Below are 16,565 nucleotides of genomic sequence, written 5' to 3' on the forward strand. Positions count from 1 at the left end.
CGACATCTTCGCGGCGGGAGTTAAGCCGCATCCATTAGATCTTGGTCGGCCCCCGGGGGCACCGTCTGATTCTGCATCAGGTGAATGGTCTTTCGGACTCTTCTCATGTTTTCAGGCCGGCCGTTCGTCGAGAGTCCGCGCCGGGGCGTTCTGAGCCCGATTGTTTGGATCGGCGTGGATCCGTGCACCAAGGCCTTCATGGTGGGCCGTTCCGGGCCCGGATCGACGGTTCCGCCCCGCCCTCGTTGTCAGGGCGGGTCTTTTTTTGTTGCGCGCACCCAGGGTCGCGAGGAGTGAAAGCATGGTGGTCGTCGAGAAGTCCAGCGCGGACCAGGGTCATCCGTGGAAGGCGTTGTCACTGGCCGTGGTCAGTGGACTGATGGCGCCCAGCCTGGCGTCGGCCGAACGAGGTGCACAGGTTGCCGACGGCACCCGGCTCGAGCTGGCCGGTGGCGATTACCGGACGACGAACTACGGCGGCACCGTTCTGCACGCGTACAACGGCGGAAGCATCTTCACTGTCAACGACACGCTGATCCATTCGAGCGGTGAGAACGCCTTTGGCGGCCTGGTGCGTGGCGAAGGTTCGACCATGAGACTGGTCGGAACGCAAGTCGTGACCGAAGGCACCGGAAGCATCGGGCTGTATGCCTTGGCCGGCGCATCGCTGAACGTCCTGGGTTCGCCGACCAACATGGCGACACTTCGCACTCAGGGGGACTTCGCCACGGGCATCGTCGCGGAAGGCGAAGGCACCCGGGTCTCGCTCGAATATCTGTCCATCGACACGCAAGGCAAGTTGGCGGAGGGTGTCGCCGTGGGAGAGGGTGCCGAGGCGAGCATCGCCCACAGCGACATCACGACTTCCGGCAGCGACGCCTCGGCGATACGGCTGGGCGAGGGCTCCCTGCTGCTGCAGTCCAGTCGCCTGACAGCCAGCGGACCCAGCGCCGACGGCCTGCGGTTACTGGGGAGCGGCCAGGCCACGCTTCGCGATGTCGACATCGATGTTCACGGCAAGGCGTCAGCGGGCATCCAACTGGGCGCATCCGGCGCATCGGCCGATCTGGAGCGCGTCGCGATCCGCGCCTCGGGCGAAGCTGCTTATGGCCTGTTCCTTCCGGTGCGTGTTTCAGCGCGCGCCTCGCAGGTCCATATCGATGCGGATGGCACCGGCGCCACGGGTATCTATTCGCGAGGCAGTGAACTGAGCTTCGATCATGGCCTTATCCGAACACGGGGCGAGCGGGCCACGGGTGTCATGATCGGAGAGGGCGTTGCAGGTGATGCGTCGAACACGCGCATGGAAGGTACGCAGATCCTGTCGGAGGGAGCGAAGAGTACGGCCGTGGCGGTCAGTGGCCAGGCCGATCTTGATGCCCGGCTTGGACTGATCCGGGCCACGGGCGACGCCTCCACCGGGCTATGGACCCACGCAAGCCGGGTCGCGCTGTCCGAGACCATTGTCGAAGCGACGGGCATGGAAAGTACGGCCGTCCGTGCGGGCGGTGGCGCGAACCTGGCCATGCATAACAGCCGGGTGACCGCACAAGGCGACTCGGCGGACGCCCTGCACGTGACCTCCGGTGCCTCGGTCCAGGCCCGCCATACGTCCATCTCGGCCGAGGGCCCAAGCGCATGGGCCGCGCGCGTTGAGGACGGTGGACGACTGCAAGTCACGGGCGGGCAGGTGCGCAGCAAGACGCATGGCGCTTTCGCGGTAAAGGGTGACGCAAGCATTGAGCTGCATGGCGGCACCCATGCCATCGGCGGCAACGGCGTGCTGATGAGCGTGGATGACGCTGCCGGCATCCAGTCGCTGGAACTGCGGGAAGGTGCAGTGGCTCAGGGCGATATTGTGCTTTCCGAGGGTGTCATCGACGCGGGCGGTCGCTCGGACAACCATGCGGGCCTGACGATGTCGCTGCGAAATCGCTCGGCCTGGCTCGGATCAACGACCGTACTCGGAACACTGGCCATCGAGGGTCAGTCCCAGTGGCAGATGTCCGCCGATGCGAAGCTGGGCCGCTTGCATGTCGACGACGGCGTGATCGCCTTCGATGAATCGCCGGCGGGCTCGTTCAAGACTTTGCAGGTGATGGGTGACTACAGCGGTCGCGGGGGCGTGGTGCGCATGCACGCCTTGCTCGATGCCACGCCGGACGCATCCACGGATCGCCTTTGGATTGGCGGCAAGGTTGCGACGACCGGGACGACGTATCTGGCGGTGAGCGCCCGTGGCAACGGCGGAAACACCGACATCAACGGTGACGGCATCATCAATGCCGACGAAGGTCATTCGCTGGTCCAGGTCAGGGGCGATTCGCGCGCGGATGCCTTCGCGCTTGCCGGTGGCTACGTTGCCGCGGGGCCGTGGCAATACACGCTCAAGGCCTTTGGTCCGGGCGACGTCGCCGATCCGCAAAGTGGCGCCGGGGGAGAGCCGGCGACGTGGGACTATCGCCTGGGCAGCCGGTTTGTCGGCGAAGAAGAAACGCGGCGCTCCGTCGTGCCACAGCTGCCGGCTTACCTTTCGTCGCCTACGGCCCTGCTTGCTTACGGCGACGAGATGAACAGCACGCTTCATCGCCGCCAGGGCGAGCTACGCCGCGCTTTGCCCCACTACTCACCGCACAACGGCGAGCTCTTCGTGCGAACAGTGGCGAGCGGATCGAGCTATCGCTCTGATCTTGGATTCAAGCGGTTTGGCTACGCCTTCGACCAGAACATCCAGGCGCTTCAGCTGGGCGGGAGCATCGTGACGTGGCTTCCCGACGACACCGCCGTGCGTGCGGGTTGGTCCGCGGACAAAGGCCGCACCACGTTCTCGCCCAAGGCGATCGATGGTCACAGTCGCACGCGCTACGACGCGCACGGTGTGTCCGCGTGGTTGTCCTGGTATCAGGTCAACGGCTTCTATCTTGACGGCGTGGTGGGCCATCGGCGCTACGCAGGTCGCGTCGGTACCAGCCGCCACGGTGAGGATACGGGACGACTGCATGCGAACGGCTGGACGGCCTCACTGGAGTCGGGCTATCCCGTTCAACTGCAGGGAGGCTGGCTGATTGAACCGCAGGCACAGGTGGCGTATCAGTCGCTCTCCTTCAAGAAGTTCCGCGACGCTGATGGCATCGATGTTGCCTTCAAGGGCGCCACGCAGGTACAGGCGCGCATCGGTGCAAGGATCGCCCTGGAGAATGACGACCGCTACACGCCGTACGGGCGGGTCGACCTCGTCCATACGACAGGGGGGCGGGCCACGCTGAAGGCAAGCCATCCGGATTGGCAAGTGGCAGAGACATTTGCCAGTGGACGGCAAGGTCTGGGTTACCGCGTTGGGGCAGGCGTGACGGCCCAGGTCACGCGACACGTGAGCGCCTTCGGCGAGACCAGTTTCCAAGGCCGCGCCGACAAGGCGGGCTTCAAGGGTTGGTCGGCAAGCGCCGGTGTACGCGTCAATTTCTGACCGTGACGCCGGTGAACAACCATCATGGTTTCATCGACCGTGCATGAAATCTAAGAGCAATCGGAAAGGCGCGCAGCAGACCGACGGATCAGAACCATCCAATGGTTTGAGTCGCGCAAGGCGCGAACAATCGCTTACACAGAACGACCGCGTGTGGCACAGCGATGTGCACCACGTGACGACTGTGGCGGCGGGTGTGCAGACCGGCCGTCTTTCTGCAATCTTCTCTTAGGGTCATCCGCATGAATTTGAAAATCATTGCCGCAGGACTTATCTCCGCCGCCATCGCCGCACCGTCGGCGTTTGCATCGACGGGTGTCGTCAACTTCAATGGCGGCATCACCAGTTCGACCTGCAAAGTGGACGGACAAGACCCGGGTGCCGGTCCGATCAACAAGAACGTCACCATGCCGTGGGTGCGCGCCAGCGATATGGCCAGCGTCGGTGATACGGCTGCCAAGACCACCTTTCGCTTCGTCATCGGCGGCCCGGGTGATGCATCGTGCCCCAATGGCACCAAGGTCTACGCCTTTTTCGAAGCCGGCTCGTACGGCTCCGTCGAGACTGGCCGCCTGCGCGCCAGCAATCGCGACAATGCCGGCGTGGAATTCCAGCTTTACGACAAGAACAACAAGGCCATCATCGTGGGCGATGGTTCGCAGGGTGACGTAAAGGAAACGATCGTCAATAACACGGCTACGTTGTTCTACAGCGTTGCCTACTACAGGGTTGCTTCGATCTCTAACGGCGCGCTGCAGTCGCAGACGCCCTACGTGATCAGCTTCGAGCCCTGATCGACTCCCCGGCCGTGGAGGGCGGCGCGGTCAATGACTGCGCCGTCATTGAGCCGGAAGGCTTGGCCTGGTCGGTGGGGCATGTGCAAAGTTCGAGGCAAGAGTCATGTCGAAACGTTTGAATTTCCTTGCGGGCATCGCCTTGTCGATGCTTGCCAGCCTTGTTGCCGTGACACCTGCGCGCGCGGGCGTCGTCATGAATGGCACGCGGTTCATTTACGCCAGTACGGATAAGGAAATCACGGTCAAGGTGACCAACGAGGGCAAGGTGCCCGTCCTGGTCCAGTCGTGGATCGACGAAGGCGACTACAAGTCGACACCCGAATCCTCAGCGGCACCCTTTGGTCTTACGCCACCCATCGCGCGACTGGACGTGGGGCGTGCGCAAACACTGCGCATCAGTGCACTCAAGCATGAGTTTGCCCGCGACCGGGAAACGCAGTACTGGTTGAACGTCCTTGAAGTGAGCTCGCGCCAAAAGGACTTGCCGGGCGAGGAGCAGAGCCGGCTTGAGTTTTCGTTTCGGTATCGACTCAAGCTGCTTTACCGTCCGTCCGGCTTGCCAGGGAGTGCAGGGGAGGCGCCGTCGAAGCTGGTGTGGAAGCTGGCGGATGGCCAGCTGACAGCGCGCAACGACACGCCTTATCACGTGACGCTCAACAGCCTGGCCCTGGCCAGTGGTCAGGCGTCGATGGCGTTGGACACGATGGCCATCGCCCCGTTCTCCTCCAGGGGCGTGCCCGTCAAAGGTGCCATGCCCGCCCATGGTACGGGCGCTGTGAAGGTGGACTACCACTCCATCGACGACTGGGGTGCCTTCATCCCGCATAGCAAGCCACTGGAACGCTGAGCCGCGGCGCGCTTCGCCCCATAGGGACAACCTGGACACCTTCGAATCGATTTCGCGCTGCCCACGAAGGCAGCAAGGACGGCTGCGCCCGCGCAAATCGGCTGATCACCCGAACCGAGAGCTGAAACCATGAACCCGATGGCCACCCATCCTGCGCGTGTTTCGCCGCTTGCCGTCGATGTCATGCCTCGCCGGCGTCTCTACGCAGCCCTGGCGACCTTGCTGCCGGCCACCTCCTGGGGCGCCGCGCTTGAGCCGGCGGTCGCTTCGGGCCCCGAGCCTGGTGTGGGGGCGGCATCGGGAGCGGCAGCCGACGTGTACTTCAATCCGGGTTTGCTGCACGGTCGCATCAACGAGGTGGATCTGTCGCGCTTTGAAAAGGGCCAGTCGACGCTGCCCGGTACCTACCGGACGCGCATCCTTGTCAATGGCGATCCGCTTCTCACGCAGGATGTCACGTTCCGCACCGTGCCGGGCCAGGCCGGAGCGCAGGCGTGCATTACGCCGGGCCTGTTGAGCCAGATGGGACTTGATCCGGTCAAGGTGGCCCTGCACACGAAAGACCATCCGGATACGGTGCCCATGCCGTCGGGTAACTTCGAAGCATGCGGCGATCTTCATCGATACCTTCCCGATGCACGCGTTGAGTTCGACAGCTATGAGCTGGTACTTCGCGTCTCGATTCCACAGGTTTTTCTGAGAACCTCGGCCCGGGGGTACGTCAATCCGGACCAGTGGGACCACGGCGTGCCGGTAGCGACCCTGGCCTACAACGCCAACACCTATCACCTGCGCGGCCATGGGCAGACATCGACGAGTACCTATGTCGGCGTCCAGGCGGGCGTGAACGCGGGTCGCTGGCGATTCAGGCATGACGGCGCGTTCAATCATCAATCCGGTTCGCATCAGTACCGGGGCAACCAGACCTATGTGCAGCGCGATGTCACTGCGGCCAAGGCACAGCTGACCCTTGGCGATACGTACACGAATGGCGAACTGGTCGACAGCCTGCGCATTCGTGGCGTCACGCTTGGCAGTGACACCCGCATGCTTGCACCGTCACAGCGAGGCTTTGCCCCGGTCATCCGTGGCGTAGCCGAAACCAACGCGCGGGTGACGGTCAAGCAACGTGGTTATGTGATCTACGAAACCACCGTGGCCGCCGGCGGGTTCCAGATCGATGACCTGTACCCGTCGGGTTTCAATGGCGACCTGGAGGTCACCATTACGGAAGCGGACGGGCGCGAGAAGTACATTCGCATTCCCTTCAGCGCACAGCCCCGCCTGCTGCGCGAAGGTCAGTACCGATTCAACATCGCGGTCGGCGAGCTTCGCGAACTGTCGCAAAGCACGTCGCCCATGGTGGTGCAGGGCACGCTCCAGTATGGCGTATCCAATGCCTTGACCTTGTACGGCGGCATCACCGGCTCGAAGGACTATCGCTCGGTGATGACAGGCGCAGCCATCAACACGCGCCTGGGCGCGCTGTCGATGGATGTCACCGACGCGCACGCCCGCCTGCCGCGGCAGGGCAAGCGTGAGCATGGCATCAGTGCGCGCCTTGCATATGCCAAGCGAGTGGCGAGCACGGATACGACCTTCGGTCTTGCGGCCTATCGCTGCAATACCCGTGGTTACCTTGGCATCGCGGATGCGGCGCGCCTCAATCAGCGCGGCAGTGTTCCTTGGGGCGACAGGGAGCGAAGCCGCTTTGACGTAAGCCTGCAGCAATCGCTGGGTTCCATGTCCGGCCAGTTGTCGCTTGGGGCATCCCAGATCAGGTACTGGAACGGGCGAGCCGCGCGGCTTGACTACTCCGTGGGCTATTCCCACACCTGGCGACACATCGGGCTGAACGTGCAGGCGCAGCGATCGCAGTATGGAAACGCCTCGTCGGCGGGTGCGCGCCAGGAGCGCAAGCCGGATAACTCGGTCTTCGTCAGCATCAACGTGCCACTGGGGCATGCGGCGAACAGCCCGCGCTTCCATAGCTCCGTCAGCCGCCGATCGAGGTCGTCGGACACCTACCAGGCCGGCATCAACGGGACGCTGGGTGCCGACAATGCTTTCAGCTACGGCGTTCAGGGCCATCGCTCCGGTGGCGCACAACCGGTGACCGGGGGGAGCGCCAACGCTACCTATCGTTCGCCGCTTGCGGTGCTCGCGGCAAGCGTCGGGAAAAGTTCGCGCTCGCCTTCACAGTACTCATTGAGCGCTTCGGGGGCCGTGGTCGCCCACCGCCACGGCGTAACCCTGGGGCAGGAGCTGGGCGAGACCAATGCCATCGTCCACGCACCGGGTGCAAGGGGTGCGCGCGTCGACAGCCGCAGTGGCGTGCGCATCGACCGGTGGGGCAACGCCATCGTGCCGCACCTCAACCCGTACCAGGTCAACTCCATCGATATCGATCCCATTGGCACGGACGCGGACGTTGAGATGCAGTCGACCAACGCCCTGGTCGTTCCGCGCGCGGGTGCCGTGGTCCAGCTGAACTACACGACAGTGCAGGGAAAGGCCGTGATGGTGCACGCGCTGCATGCGGATGGGAGCCCGCTGCCGTTTGGTGCGCTCGTGTTCGATGCCGAAGGCAATGAAGTGGGCGTCGTGGGGCAAGGCAGTCGCGCATTCATCCGCGGAGCTCCGGAGGGCGCAGTCCTCAAGGTGTCATGGGGCCAGCAAGCGGGCGAGAGTTGCAGGATCCGCCTGCCGCCATCGGTGTCATCGCTGCCTGCGGATGGCGCGTACCGAAGCTGGGAAGCGCGCTGCGAACTTTCGGAATCCGCCCCATTCAGTCAGCCCGATCCGCCGCCGTTTTCCTTGCGATGAAGCATAGAACAGCACGACTGGCGTGACTTTCATCTTTCGACCATGTCCCGTCCAACGAATGATTCCGCGAAGACGGGGCCATTCGATACCGTCATCCGCAGAGCCCTTTCATGCACGTCACGAATCAACACGATAGCAACCAAGATGCCTCGCATATCGTCAAGGATCGTGCGCGCGACAAGCTGGCGCGTGACCTCGGTCCGGTCTTCATGGCGGCATTCGATGACGTCTCAACCGTCGAGATCATGCTCAATGCCGATGGACGTCTTTGGCAGGAGCGTCTCGGCAAGGGCATGGCCTGCATCGGCTCGCTCCGCGCAAGCCAGTCCGAAGCAGCGATCAAGACCGTCGCGGGGTTCTATGGCAAGGAAGTGACGCGCTCACAACCGGTGCTCGAATCAGAATTTCCGCTTGATGGTTCGCGCTTCGCGGCACAGATTCCACCTGTCGTCCTTGCGCCAACCTTTGCGCTGCGGAAAAGGGCAGTCGCCATTTTTACGCTGGATCAGTACGTGGCGACGGGTGTCATGTCGGGCGCGCAACGCGACGTTCTGGTGAGGGCGATTGGCGCGCATCGAAACATCCTTGTGATCGGTGGCACCGGGTCGGGAAAAACCACCCTGGTCAACGCCATCATCCGAGAGATGGTCGTGAGCAATCCGCAGGAGCGCGTCTTCATCATCGAAGATACCGGCGAGATCCAGTGTTCCGCCGAAAACTTCGTGCAATACCGCACGTCACCAGACATCAGCATGACGACCCTGCTGCGCACGTCGTTGCGCATGCGGCCGGACCGAATTCTGGTGGGTGAAGTGCGTGGCCCCGAGGCACTCGATCTGCTGATGGCATGGAACACCGGCCACGAAGGTGGCGCCGCTACCTTGCACGCCAACGACGCACGTGCCGGCCTCAGCAGGCTGGCCATGCTCATCAGCATGCACCCGGACGCACCCACGCCGATTGAGCCGCTTATCGGTGAGGCGGTGCACGTGCTTGTGCACATCGGCAGGACGCCCACCGGCCGTCGGGTTCAGGAAATCGTCGAAGTGGACGGCTACGAGAACGGCCGCTACCTGCTTCGTCCCATGTGAAGTCTGTTGTGAACAACCAAGAGAGAATGTCGATGTCAAATCGCAATACCACGGCCTCCAAGGCCAAGCCGGCCCTCCATCGCTGGGCACGCATGGCGGCACTGCTGCTCCTGATGATCCTGCCGGGCCTCGTGATGGCGGAGGACCAGCTTCCGTTCGAGAGCAATCTGACAATGATCACCAACGCCCTGACGGGGCCGATTGCGTTCGGCATCTCCATTGTCGGCATCGTTGCGGCAGGGGCCATCCTGATCTTCGGCGGCGAGCTCAGCGGCTTCCTGCGCACCCTGGTCTTCCTCGTGCTGGTGATCTCGCTCATCGTGAATTCGGCCACTATCGTTCGCGTGTTCCGGGTGCAGGCCGCTGATCCCGGCTTGTCGCAGACCGGCCAGGTACTCGAGACGCGTCACCTGAGCTGACGTCATGGCCATCCGAACGATTCCCATACGCCGGGCCGGCAATCGCGAGAATCTCTTCATGGGCGGTGATAGGGAGCTCGTGCTGCTGTGCGGGCTGATGGCCGCGGCCATGATCTTCTCGGCCCAGGATTTCAAGGCCTTTGTCTTCGGCGTAGGTCTGTGGATTGCCGCGCTCTATGTGTTTCGTCTGATGGCTAAATCGGATCCCAAAATGCGCCATGTATACCTGCGCCAGCGCCGCTACCGTGAATACTACGCACCCCGCAGCACGCCCTTTCGGGTGAATGGACGAGCCGAAGAGGTGCAGTTCCGATGATCATCATCGCCATTGCAGCGGTCGTGGCGCTGCTTGGAGTGATCATGCTTGGCTTGCTGTTCGTGGCCATTCGCAAGGTCGACGACGAACGCAAGCTGAAGCTTCATCGCTCCGGGGCGCAAGGGGTATCGGACCTGCTCAACTATGCCGCGGTCGTCGATGACGGCGTGATCGTCTGCAAAAACGGCGCGTTCATGGCGGCCTGGATGTACCAGGGTGACGATGCAGCCAGCAGCACCGACGAGCAGCGCGAGCTGGTGTCGATGCGCATCAATCAGGGGCTTGCCCGCCTGGGCAGTGGCTGGATGGTCCATGTGGACGCCATCCGTCGTCACGCGACCAACTATTCGGATTCGGCGGACTCGCATTTCCCCGATCCGGTATCACGCGCCATGGATGAGGAGCGAAGGCGCCTGTTCCAGAGCCTTGGCGCAACGTACGAAGGGCATTTCGTCCTGACGCTTACGTGGTTTCCACCCATGATCGCGCAGCGGAAATTTGTCGAGATGATGTTCGACGACGATGCGCGCATCGCGAACTCCGAGGAACGGACACGGGGTCTGATGGATCAGTTCAAGCGTGAATGCGTCAGTTTCGAATCTCGGCTGACCAGTGTCCTCAAGCTCAATCGCCTGCATGGTCATGCTTCGGTGACGGAGGACGGCGGCCAGGTCACGCACGATGACTTCCTGCGTTGGCTGAACTACTGCGTGTCCGGCATCGACCATCCGGTGCAGCTTCCTTCGCATCCAACCTATCTTGACGCCCTTGTCGGCGGGCAGGAACTTTGGTCGGGCGTTGTACCAAGGATTGGAAAGCACTACATCCAGGTAGTGGCCATCGAGGGTTTCCCGCTGGAGTCCTACCCGGGCATCCTCAGTTCGCTTGGTGAGCTGTCCTGCGAGTATCGGTGGTCGAACCGGTACATCTTCATGGATGCCCACGAGGCGGTTTCCCACCTGGAAAAGTACCGCAAGAAGTGGCGCCAGAAAGTGCGCGGCTTCTTCGATCAGTTCTTCAATACCAACAACGGGTCGCTGAACTACGACGCACTGCAGATGGTGCACGATGCCGACGCGGCCATCACGGAGGTCAATAGCGGCCTGGTTGCGCAGGGTTACTTCACCAGCAACGTCATTCTCATGCACGAGGATCGTGACACGTTGGAGAAGACCGTGCGGACAGTGGAGAAGGCCATCAATGCGCGCGGATTCGTGGCGCGTATCGAGACGATCAACACCATGGATGCCTTCCTGGGTTCGCTGCCGGGCCATGGTGTCGAGAATGTTCGCCGTCCGATGCTCAATACGCTGAACCTGGCGGACATCATCCCGAGCAGCACCATCTGGACCGGCAGCGTGGAGGCGCCGTGCCCCATGTACCCGCCGCGGTCGCCGGCGCTGATGCAATGCGTGACCCAGGGCGCTACACCGTTCCGCCTGAACCTCCATGTCAATGACCTCGGCCACACATTCATCTTTGGACCGACCGGCGCCGGCAAGTCGACGCATCTGGCCTTGCTCGCCGCCCAAATGCGCCGCTACCACGGGATGACGCTGTTCTGCTTCGACAAGGGCATGTCGATGTATCCACTGGTGAGGGCCTGCGGCGGCCTGCATTTCGAAGTTGCCGGTGATGATGACGACCTGGCGTTCTGTCCGCTGCAATTCCTGGACTCCAAGGCCGACCGCGGCTGGGCCATGGACTGGATTGACACCATCCTCGCACTCAATGGCGTGGAAACGACCCCGGCGCAGCGCAATGAAATCGCGCTGGCCATCGTCAGCATGCACCAGAGTGGCGCGACGACGTTGTCGGAATTCGTGTTGACGATTCAGGACGAAGCTATCCGCGAAGCACTGAAGCCTTACACCGCCGATGGCGCCATGGGTCATTTGCTTGATGCGCATCGCGACGGCCTGAAGATGACCAATTTCACGGTCTTCGAGATCGAGGATCTGCTCAATCTCGGTGACAAATACGTGTTGCCGGTGCTTCTTTACCTGTTTCGCCGCATCGAACTTTCGTTGAAGGGCCAGCCTGCCGCCATCATCCTCGACGAGGCATGGCTGATGCTCGGTCATCCCGTGTTCCGACAGAAGATCCGCGAATGGCTCAAGGTGTTGCGAAAGGCAAATTGCCTGGTGCTGATGGCCACGCAAAGCCTGTCGGATGCAGCCAATTCGGGCATCCTCGATGTGATCGTCGAATCGACGGCTACCAAGATCTTCCTTCCGAACTCCTTCGCACGGGAAGAGGATGCTTCGGCGCTTTATCGACGCATGGGACTCAACGCCCGGCAGATCGAGATCCTCGCGACGGCTGTTCAGAAGCGCCACTACTACTACACCTCCGACAAGGGACGCCGCCTGTACGACCTGGCCCTGGGGCCGCTCGCGCTTGCGTTTGTCGGGTCTTCGGACAAGGAGTCCATCGCCGCCATCAAGAATCTCGAAGCCCGCTACGGCGACGGTTGGGTGCACGCCTGGCTTGAAAGCAAGGGTCTGCGCCTGGCGGACTACGGAGTGACAGCATGATCCTATCAAAGCGAAACAAGGTCGCACGGCGCGCCGTCCAAGAGGGCAAAGCGGGTGAAGCGGTCAATCCTTACCTCGACGCCCGCCGAACGTGGAACGCCCACGTAGGGAGTCTCGCGGCATCCCGCGCGCTGTGGCAATTTACGGCCATCGCGGCGTTGCTCGCCGTGCTCGTCGCCGTTGGCGGCATCATTCATATCGGAAGCCAGTCCAAGTTTGTCCCCTATGTGGTCGAGGTGGACAAGCTGGGGAACACGGTGGCGGCGCGGCCTGCGTCGCTGTCAACGGTGGCGGATCCTCGTGTAGTGCGAGCGCAACTGGCCGAGTTCATCAACAGCGCGCGCCTCGTTACCCCGGACGTGGCGCTGCAGCGCAAGGCGATCTTCAGGGCCTACTCGATGATTCCTTCCGGAAGCGCTGCGCAGGGAAAGATGAACACGTTCTACAACGGCGACCCGAATCTCAGTCCGTTCAAGCGAGCGGCCAAGGAGGTCGTTTCGATTGAGATTGCCTCGATGATTCCGCAGACCAACAAGACCTGGCAAATCGAGTGGATTGAATCAGTGCGTTCGCGCAAGACGGGGCAGCTGGTCGTGAAACCATTCCGCATGCGCGCGCTGCTGACGGTCACCCAGCGAAGCACCGAAGGCAGTCGCAACGAAGAGCAGTTGCGGGCCAACCCGCTGGGCATCTACGTCGTCGACTATTCCTGGTCAAAGCAGATCTAACGAGCATCCCGCATGAAAAAGTTTCTTATTGGCGCGGCCATGGCCGCGGCGCCGCTGGCCCTCTGCGCCCAGACGAGCGAATCGGCGATGGCCGAGCAATACTTCAGCCAGACCAACCCGTCCCTGACGAACCAGGAAAAGGCTGGCCTCAACATTTCCGAGAAATGGATGTCCCGTTCGGGTGAAGCGAACAAGCCTGTGCCGGGCGAGGATGGCACCGTTCGCTTTGTCTATGGCGCGAGCCAGCCAAGCATCGTCTGCGCAGTGATGCAGGTGTGCGACGTGGAGTTGCAGCCGGGCGAAGTGGTCAACTCAGTGAATGTCGGCGATGCGGTGCGCTGGTTGGTCGAGCCTGCCATCAGTGGAGCCGGTCCGGCGGCCGTGCAGCACCTGATCATCAAGCCACTGGATGTTGGACTCGACTCGTCGCTGGTGGTGGCAACCAATATCCGGATCTATCACATTCGATTGCGTTCGCATCGTTCGCAGTACATGCCGCGCGTCGCGTTCATCTATCCGGAAGTGGCTGCGGCCAAATGGGCGGCCCTGCAGCGGGCGCAGCAGGTGGAACGCCAGCGCCAGACGATACCCGCAACCAGGGAGTATCTCGGCGACCTGAACTTCAACTACAAGGTGTCCGGACGGGCACCCTGGAAGCCCGTGCGCGTTTACCACGATGGCAGGAAGACCATCATCGAAATGCCAAAGACCCTGTCGCAGGGCGAGGCTCCGACGTTGATGGCCATTCGCGACAGTCAGTCGGTGCTCAAGAAGGATGAGCAGGTTCTGCTGAACTATCGCCTGCAGGGAAATCGGTACATCGTCGATTCGATCATCGACAAAGCGATGCTGGTCGCCGGTACCGGTCGCGGGCAGATGAAGATCACGATCGAGAGGACGCAATGACTGTGGTGCGCAACGTCATGCCGTTGTCGGCGGTACTGGCATGCGTCGCGTCGGCCGGTTGCACGCCTCTCCCTGCTGCGAGGCCAGCCGCGTCCTTCTTCGGTGCGGATGCCGGGGATGCCGCGCATCCGCCCGCAAGGGCAATCGCGCCCGCGATGACAGCGTTCGAGACATTAATCGTCGAGGACGCCGTCGAACAGCTGGTGGCGCTGGTGCCTCCCGCGCACACGGAACTGGCGATCCAGTCGCTCGCCGGCGCATCGGTCTCCCAGGCCTTCGTTTCGGCACTACGTGCGGAAGGCTATGGCGTCCTGGAACCCATGCGCGATCGGACCCGGCGGCGCGCGTCGGCGCCAGTGGGCGGGCTGCCTTTGAGCTTTCGCATGGAGGAGCTCGTCGGTACGTCCATGACCCTGGTCGAGATGGACGTGGCGGGAACGCGATTGTCGCGGCTCTTCATTCGCGCCGGCGACCAGATCTATGGAGCAGGTGTGTGGGCCATCCGGGAGCGGGGCAAATGAACGAGAAAAGCAAGAGCAATGCGGGTGTCGACGGCAAGTCCGGTGGTGTGCGCCGGGTGAACAACATGCCTTTGCTCCTCGTCGGTGGCGTGCTGCTGGTCTTTGTCGGCTTGATCATCATGGTTGGCCTCGATCGCATGAACCGCGCATCGGAGCCGGGCACGCTGGAGGCCGGCACGGATGCGAGCGCCTCGGCGATGGAAATGATGGGCGACAGCATGAATGGCATTGTTCCCGAATCGGAAGCCACGGCTATGTCGCTCGCGGTCGTGCACGATCCGGATGCACCTCCGGTGCCGCCGGGCGACGGGCCGGTGGAGACAGACAAGTTGCGCGATGCGCGAATGGCGATGCTCAAGCGCGCCATTGAGGCGAAGAGCTCACTGGGGTCGGGCGCTTCGTCGCCACGCGCCGGTTCGTCTCAGTCGGCGTCATCAACTTCGTTGCCGCTGCCGCCCCAGCATCCGGACGTGGGCATCACCGACCGGCGGGAACCATCGTCCCGAGCTCCGTCACGACCCCCGGGCTATCCCATGGCTCCGGGCGGGGAGTCGCCGGCGATCGACAACAGCTACGGCAACTACGATCTGAAGCCCGGCGGAGATCGCTGGCTGCTAGGACAGAAAAGCGAAGCACCACGCACTGCTTTTGAACTGCGCGCGGGCTTCGTCATTCCCGCGATTCTGATGTCGGGTGTCAACTCCGAGCTGCCTGGACAGATCATCGGCCAGGTCAGCGAAGACGTGTACGACACGCCGACCGGCAATCACAAGCTCATTCCACAAGGTACGCGGCTGGTGGGTACCTACAATGCCAGCGTGGCATACGGGCAGTCACGCGTTCTCGTTGCGTGGCAACGGCTCGTGTTTCCCGATGGCCGGGCGCTCGACATCGGTGCCATGCCTGGAGCAAGCAGCGATGGCTATTCGGGTTTCAAGGACAAGGTCAACAACCACTATCTGCGCATCTTCGGTTCGGCAGTGATGCTGTCAGGCGTCATTGCAGGCATCAGCAAGGCGAACCAGACGAGCGAGGATGATCGATTTGGCGTATCGATGGATGCGCAAATGCGCCAGTCGTTGTCCCGCGAGCTCGGCAACGTGGCGACGGAGATGCTTCGGAAGAACATGAATATGGCTCCGACGCTGGAAATTCGCCCGGGCTATCGATTCAACGTCATGGTGGTGAAGGACCTCACCTTCCAGAAGCCCTATCGGCCATTCGATTACTAACTATCTCCTGCACGAGTGTCACGGTAATTGACTTCGGTCATGGCTTGCTCCCGGTCTGCCGGCCGCAAGCGACCGCCCTCAGGGGCGCTATCAGTGAAAGCAACGAAGAGAGATCAGATGAAGACACATGTTTCGAAAAGGCGCGTGCTGGGCATCGTCGCCAGTGGTGCGATGGCGATGTCCACGGGCGCCGTTGCCGGTATCCCTGTGGTGGACGCGGCTAACCTCGCCGTCAACACGATCCAGTCGGTCGAGCTGGCGGTGATCAGCTGGCAGCTGGCGGAAGGCGATATGAACCACATGACGCAACACATCGACAATTCGACCACCCATATCGACCGCTCGACCGACGTCAGCATGCAGTACGACATCAGGAACTATGAGATCACCAAGAACTACGACTGGAAGATCATCATAGGCGGAGGTGGTGGTGGCGTAACGCCCATTCCCGATAGCAAGGGCAACAACTACGACTCGGGTTATTACAACGGCAAGATTTCCGATCGTGAGCTGATGTCGGCGGCTGACCTGGAAGGGTCACAGGCGCGCAAGAGCGCCAATGACCTGCTGGTCGATGCGATGAAGTCGCAGCAGGGCCAGTTGTCGCACGATGCTGACCTGGTGACCCAGTTGGTCGACAACTCCACCATCGCCCAGGGCCAGGGCCACCAGCTGCAGTACGCCAACGCCATTGCGGGTGAGCAGGCGCATCAGTTGATCCAGATGCGTTCGCTCATGTTGGCGCAGGCCAATGCGCAGAATGCCGCGGCACAGGCTCAGGCGGACCGTGAGGCGCGCGAGATCGCGGTGGGGCAGAGTCTGCGTCGTACCAGCATTACGCGTTCGGGTGCCGCTGGCGCGGATTGATTTTTCGCGTTC

The 16,565-nt window shown here is 62.3% G+C and carries 12 protein-coding genes and 1 pseudogene; all 13 read left to right on the forward strand.

The window, feature by feature from the left end; genetic code table 11:
• Window positions 1–301: 301 nt before the first annotated feature.
• Complete coding sequence (locus EYV96_RS13465; RefSeq protein WP_131152052.1) at window positions 302–3,466, forward strand: autotransporter family protein; 3,165 nt, start codon at window positions 302–304, stop codon at window positions 3,464–3,466.
• Between the two features lie 242 nt (window positions 3,467–3,708).
• The gene (locus EYV96_RS13470; RefSeq protein WP_131152053.1) at window positions 3,709–4,260 is read left to right on the forward strand and encodes a fimbrial protein; all 552 of its coding nucleotides are present in this window, start codon (window positions 3,709–3,711) and stop codon (window positions 4,258–4,260) included.
• A 106-nt stretch (window positions 4,261–4,366) separates the two neighbouring features.
• Window positions 4,367–5,110 carry a fimbrial biogenesis chaperone gene (locus tag EYV96_RS13475; RefSeq protein WP_131152054.1) on the forward strand — a complete coding sequence of 248 codons (744 nt, stop codon included), beginning with the start codon at window positions 4,367–4,369 and terminating at the stop codon, window positions 5,108–5,110.
• A 129-nt stretch (window positions 5,111–5,239) separates the two neighbouring features.
• Window positions 5,240–7,936, forward strand: coding sequence for a fimbria/pilus outer membrane usher protein (locus tag EYV96_RS13480; protein ID WP_131152055.1), 2,697 nt, complete (start codon window positions 5,240–5,242; stop codon window positions 7,934–7,936).
• A gap of 110 nt (window positions 7,937–8,046) precedes the next feature.
• Window positions 8,047–9,027 carry a P-type conjugative transfer ATPase TrbB gene (trbB, locus tag EYV96_RS13485; RefSeq protein WP_131152056.1) on the forward strand — a complete coding sequence of 327 codons (981 nt, stop codon included), beginning with the start codon at window positions 8,047–8,049 and terminating at the stop codon, window positions 9,025–9,027.
• Window positions 9,028–9,059: 32 nt separating this feature from the next.
• Complete coding sequence (locus tag EYV96_RS13490; protein ID WP_131152057.1) at window positions 9,060–9,446, forward strand: TrbC/VirB2 family protein; 387 nt, start codon at window positions 9,060–9,062, stop codon at window positions 9,444–9,446.
• Window positions 9,447–9,450: 4 nt separating this feature from the next.
• A complete protein-coding gene (locus tag EYV96_RS13495; protein ID WP_131152058.1) occupies window positions 9,451–9,762 on the forward strand; it encodes a conjugal transfer protein TrbD in 312 nt (103 codons plus the stop codon).
• Window positions 9,759–12,299, forward strand: coding sequence for a VirB4 family type IV secretion/conjugal transfer ATPase (locus EYV96_RS13500; protein ID WP_240732549.1), 2,541 nt, complete (start codon window positions 9,759–9,761; stop codon window positions 12,297–12,299). The genes EYV96_RS13495 and EYV96_RS13500 overlap by 4 nt, the downstream gene beginning before the upstream one ends.
• Complete coding sequence (locus EYV96_RS13505) at window positions 12,296–13,027, forward strand: VirB8/TrbF family protein (protein ID WP_131152059.1); 732 nt, start codon at window positions 12,296–12,298, stop codon at window positions 13,025–13,027. The genes EYV96_RS13500 and EYV96_RS13505 overlap by 4 nt, the downstream gene beginning before the upstream one ends.
• Window positions 13,028–13,039: 12 nt before the next feature.
• Window positions 13,040–13,933 carry a P-type conjugative transfer protein TrbG gene (gene trbG / locus EYV96_RS13510; protein WP_131152060.1) on the forward strand — a complete coding sequence of 298 codons (894 nt, stop codon included), beginning with the start codon at window positions 13,040–13,042 and terminating at the stop codon, window positions 13,931–13,933.
• Between the two features lie 2 nt (window positions 13,934–13,935).
• Window positions 13,936–14,454, forward strand: coding sequence for a hypothetical protein (locus EYV96_RS13515; protein ID WP_165488679.1), 519 nt, complete (start codon window positions 13,936–13,938; stop codon window positions 14,452–14,454).
• A 602-nt stretch (window positions 14,455–15,056) separates the two neighbouring features.
• Window positions 15,057–15,686: pseudogene (locus EYV96_RS19095) on the forward strand (TrbI/VirB10 family protein); the annotation flags it as partial.
• Between the two features lie 117 nt (window positions 15,687–15,803).
• Entirely contained in the window at window positions 15,804–16,553 is a 750-nt protein-coding gene (locus EYV96_RS13525) for a TrbJ/VirB5 family protein (protein ID WP_131152063.1), read from the forward strand.
• Window positions 16,554–16,565: the final 12 nt, after the last annotated feature.

It is taken from the genome of Dyella terrae (assembly GCF_004322705.1).
GTDB classification, from domain to species: domain Bacteria; phylum Pseudomonadota; class Gammaproteobacteria; order Xanthomonadales; family Rhodanobacteraceae; genus Dyella_D; species Dyella_D terrae.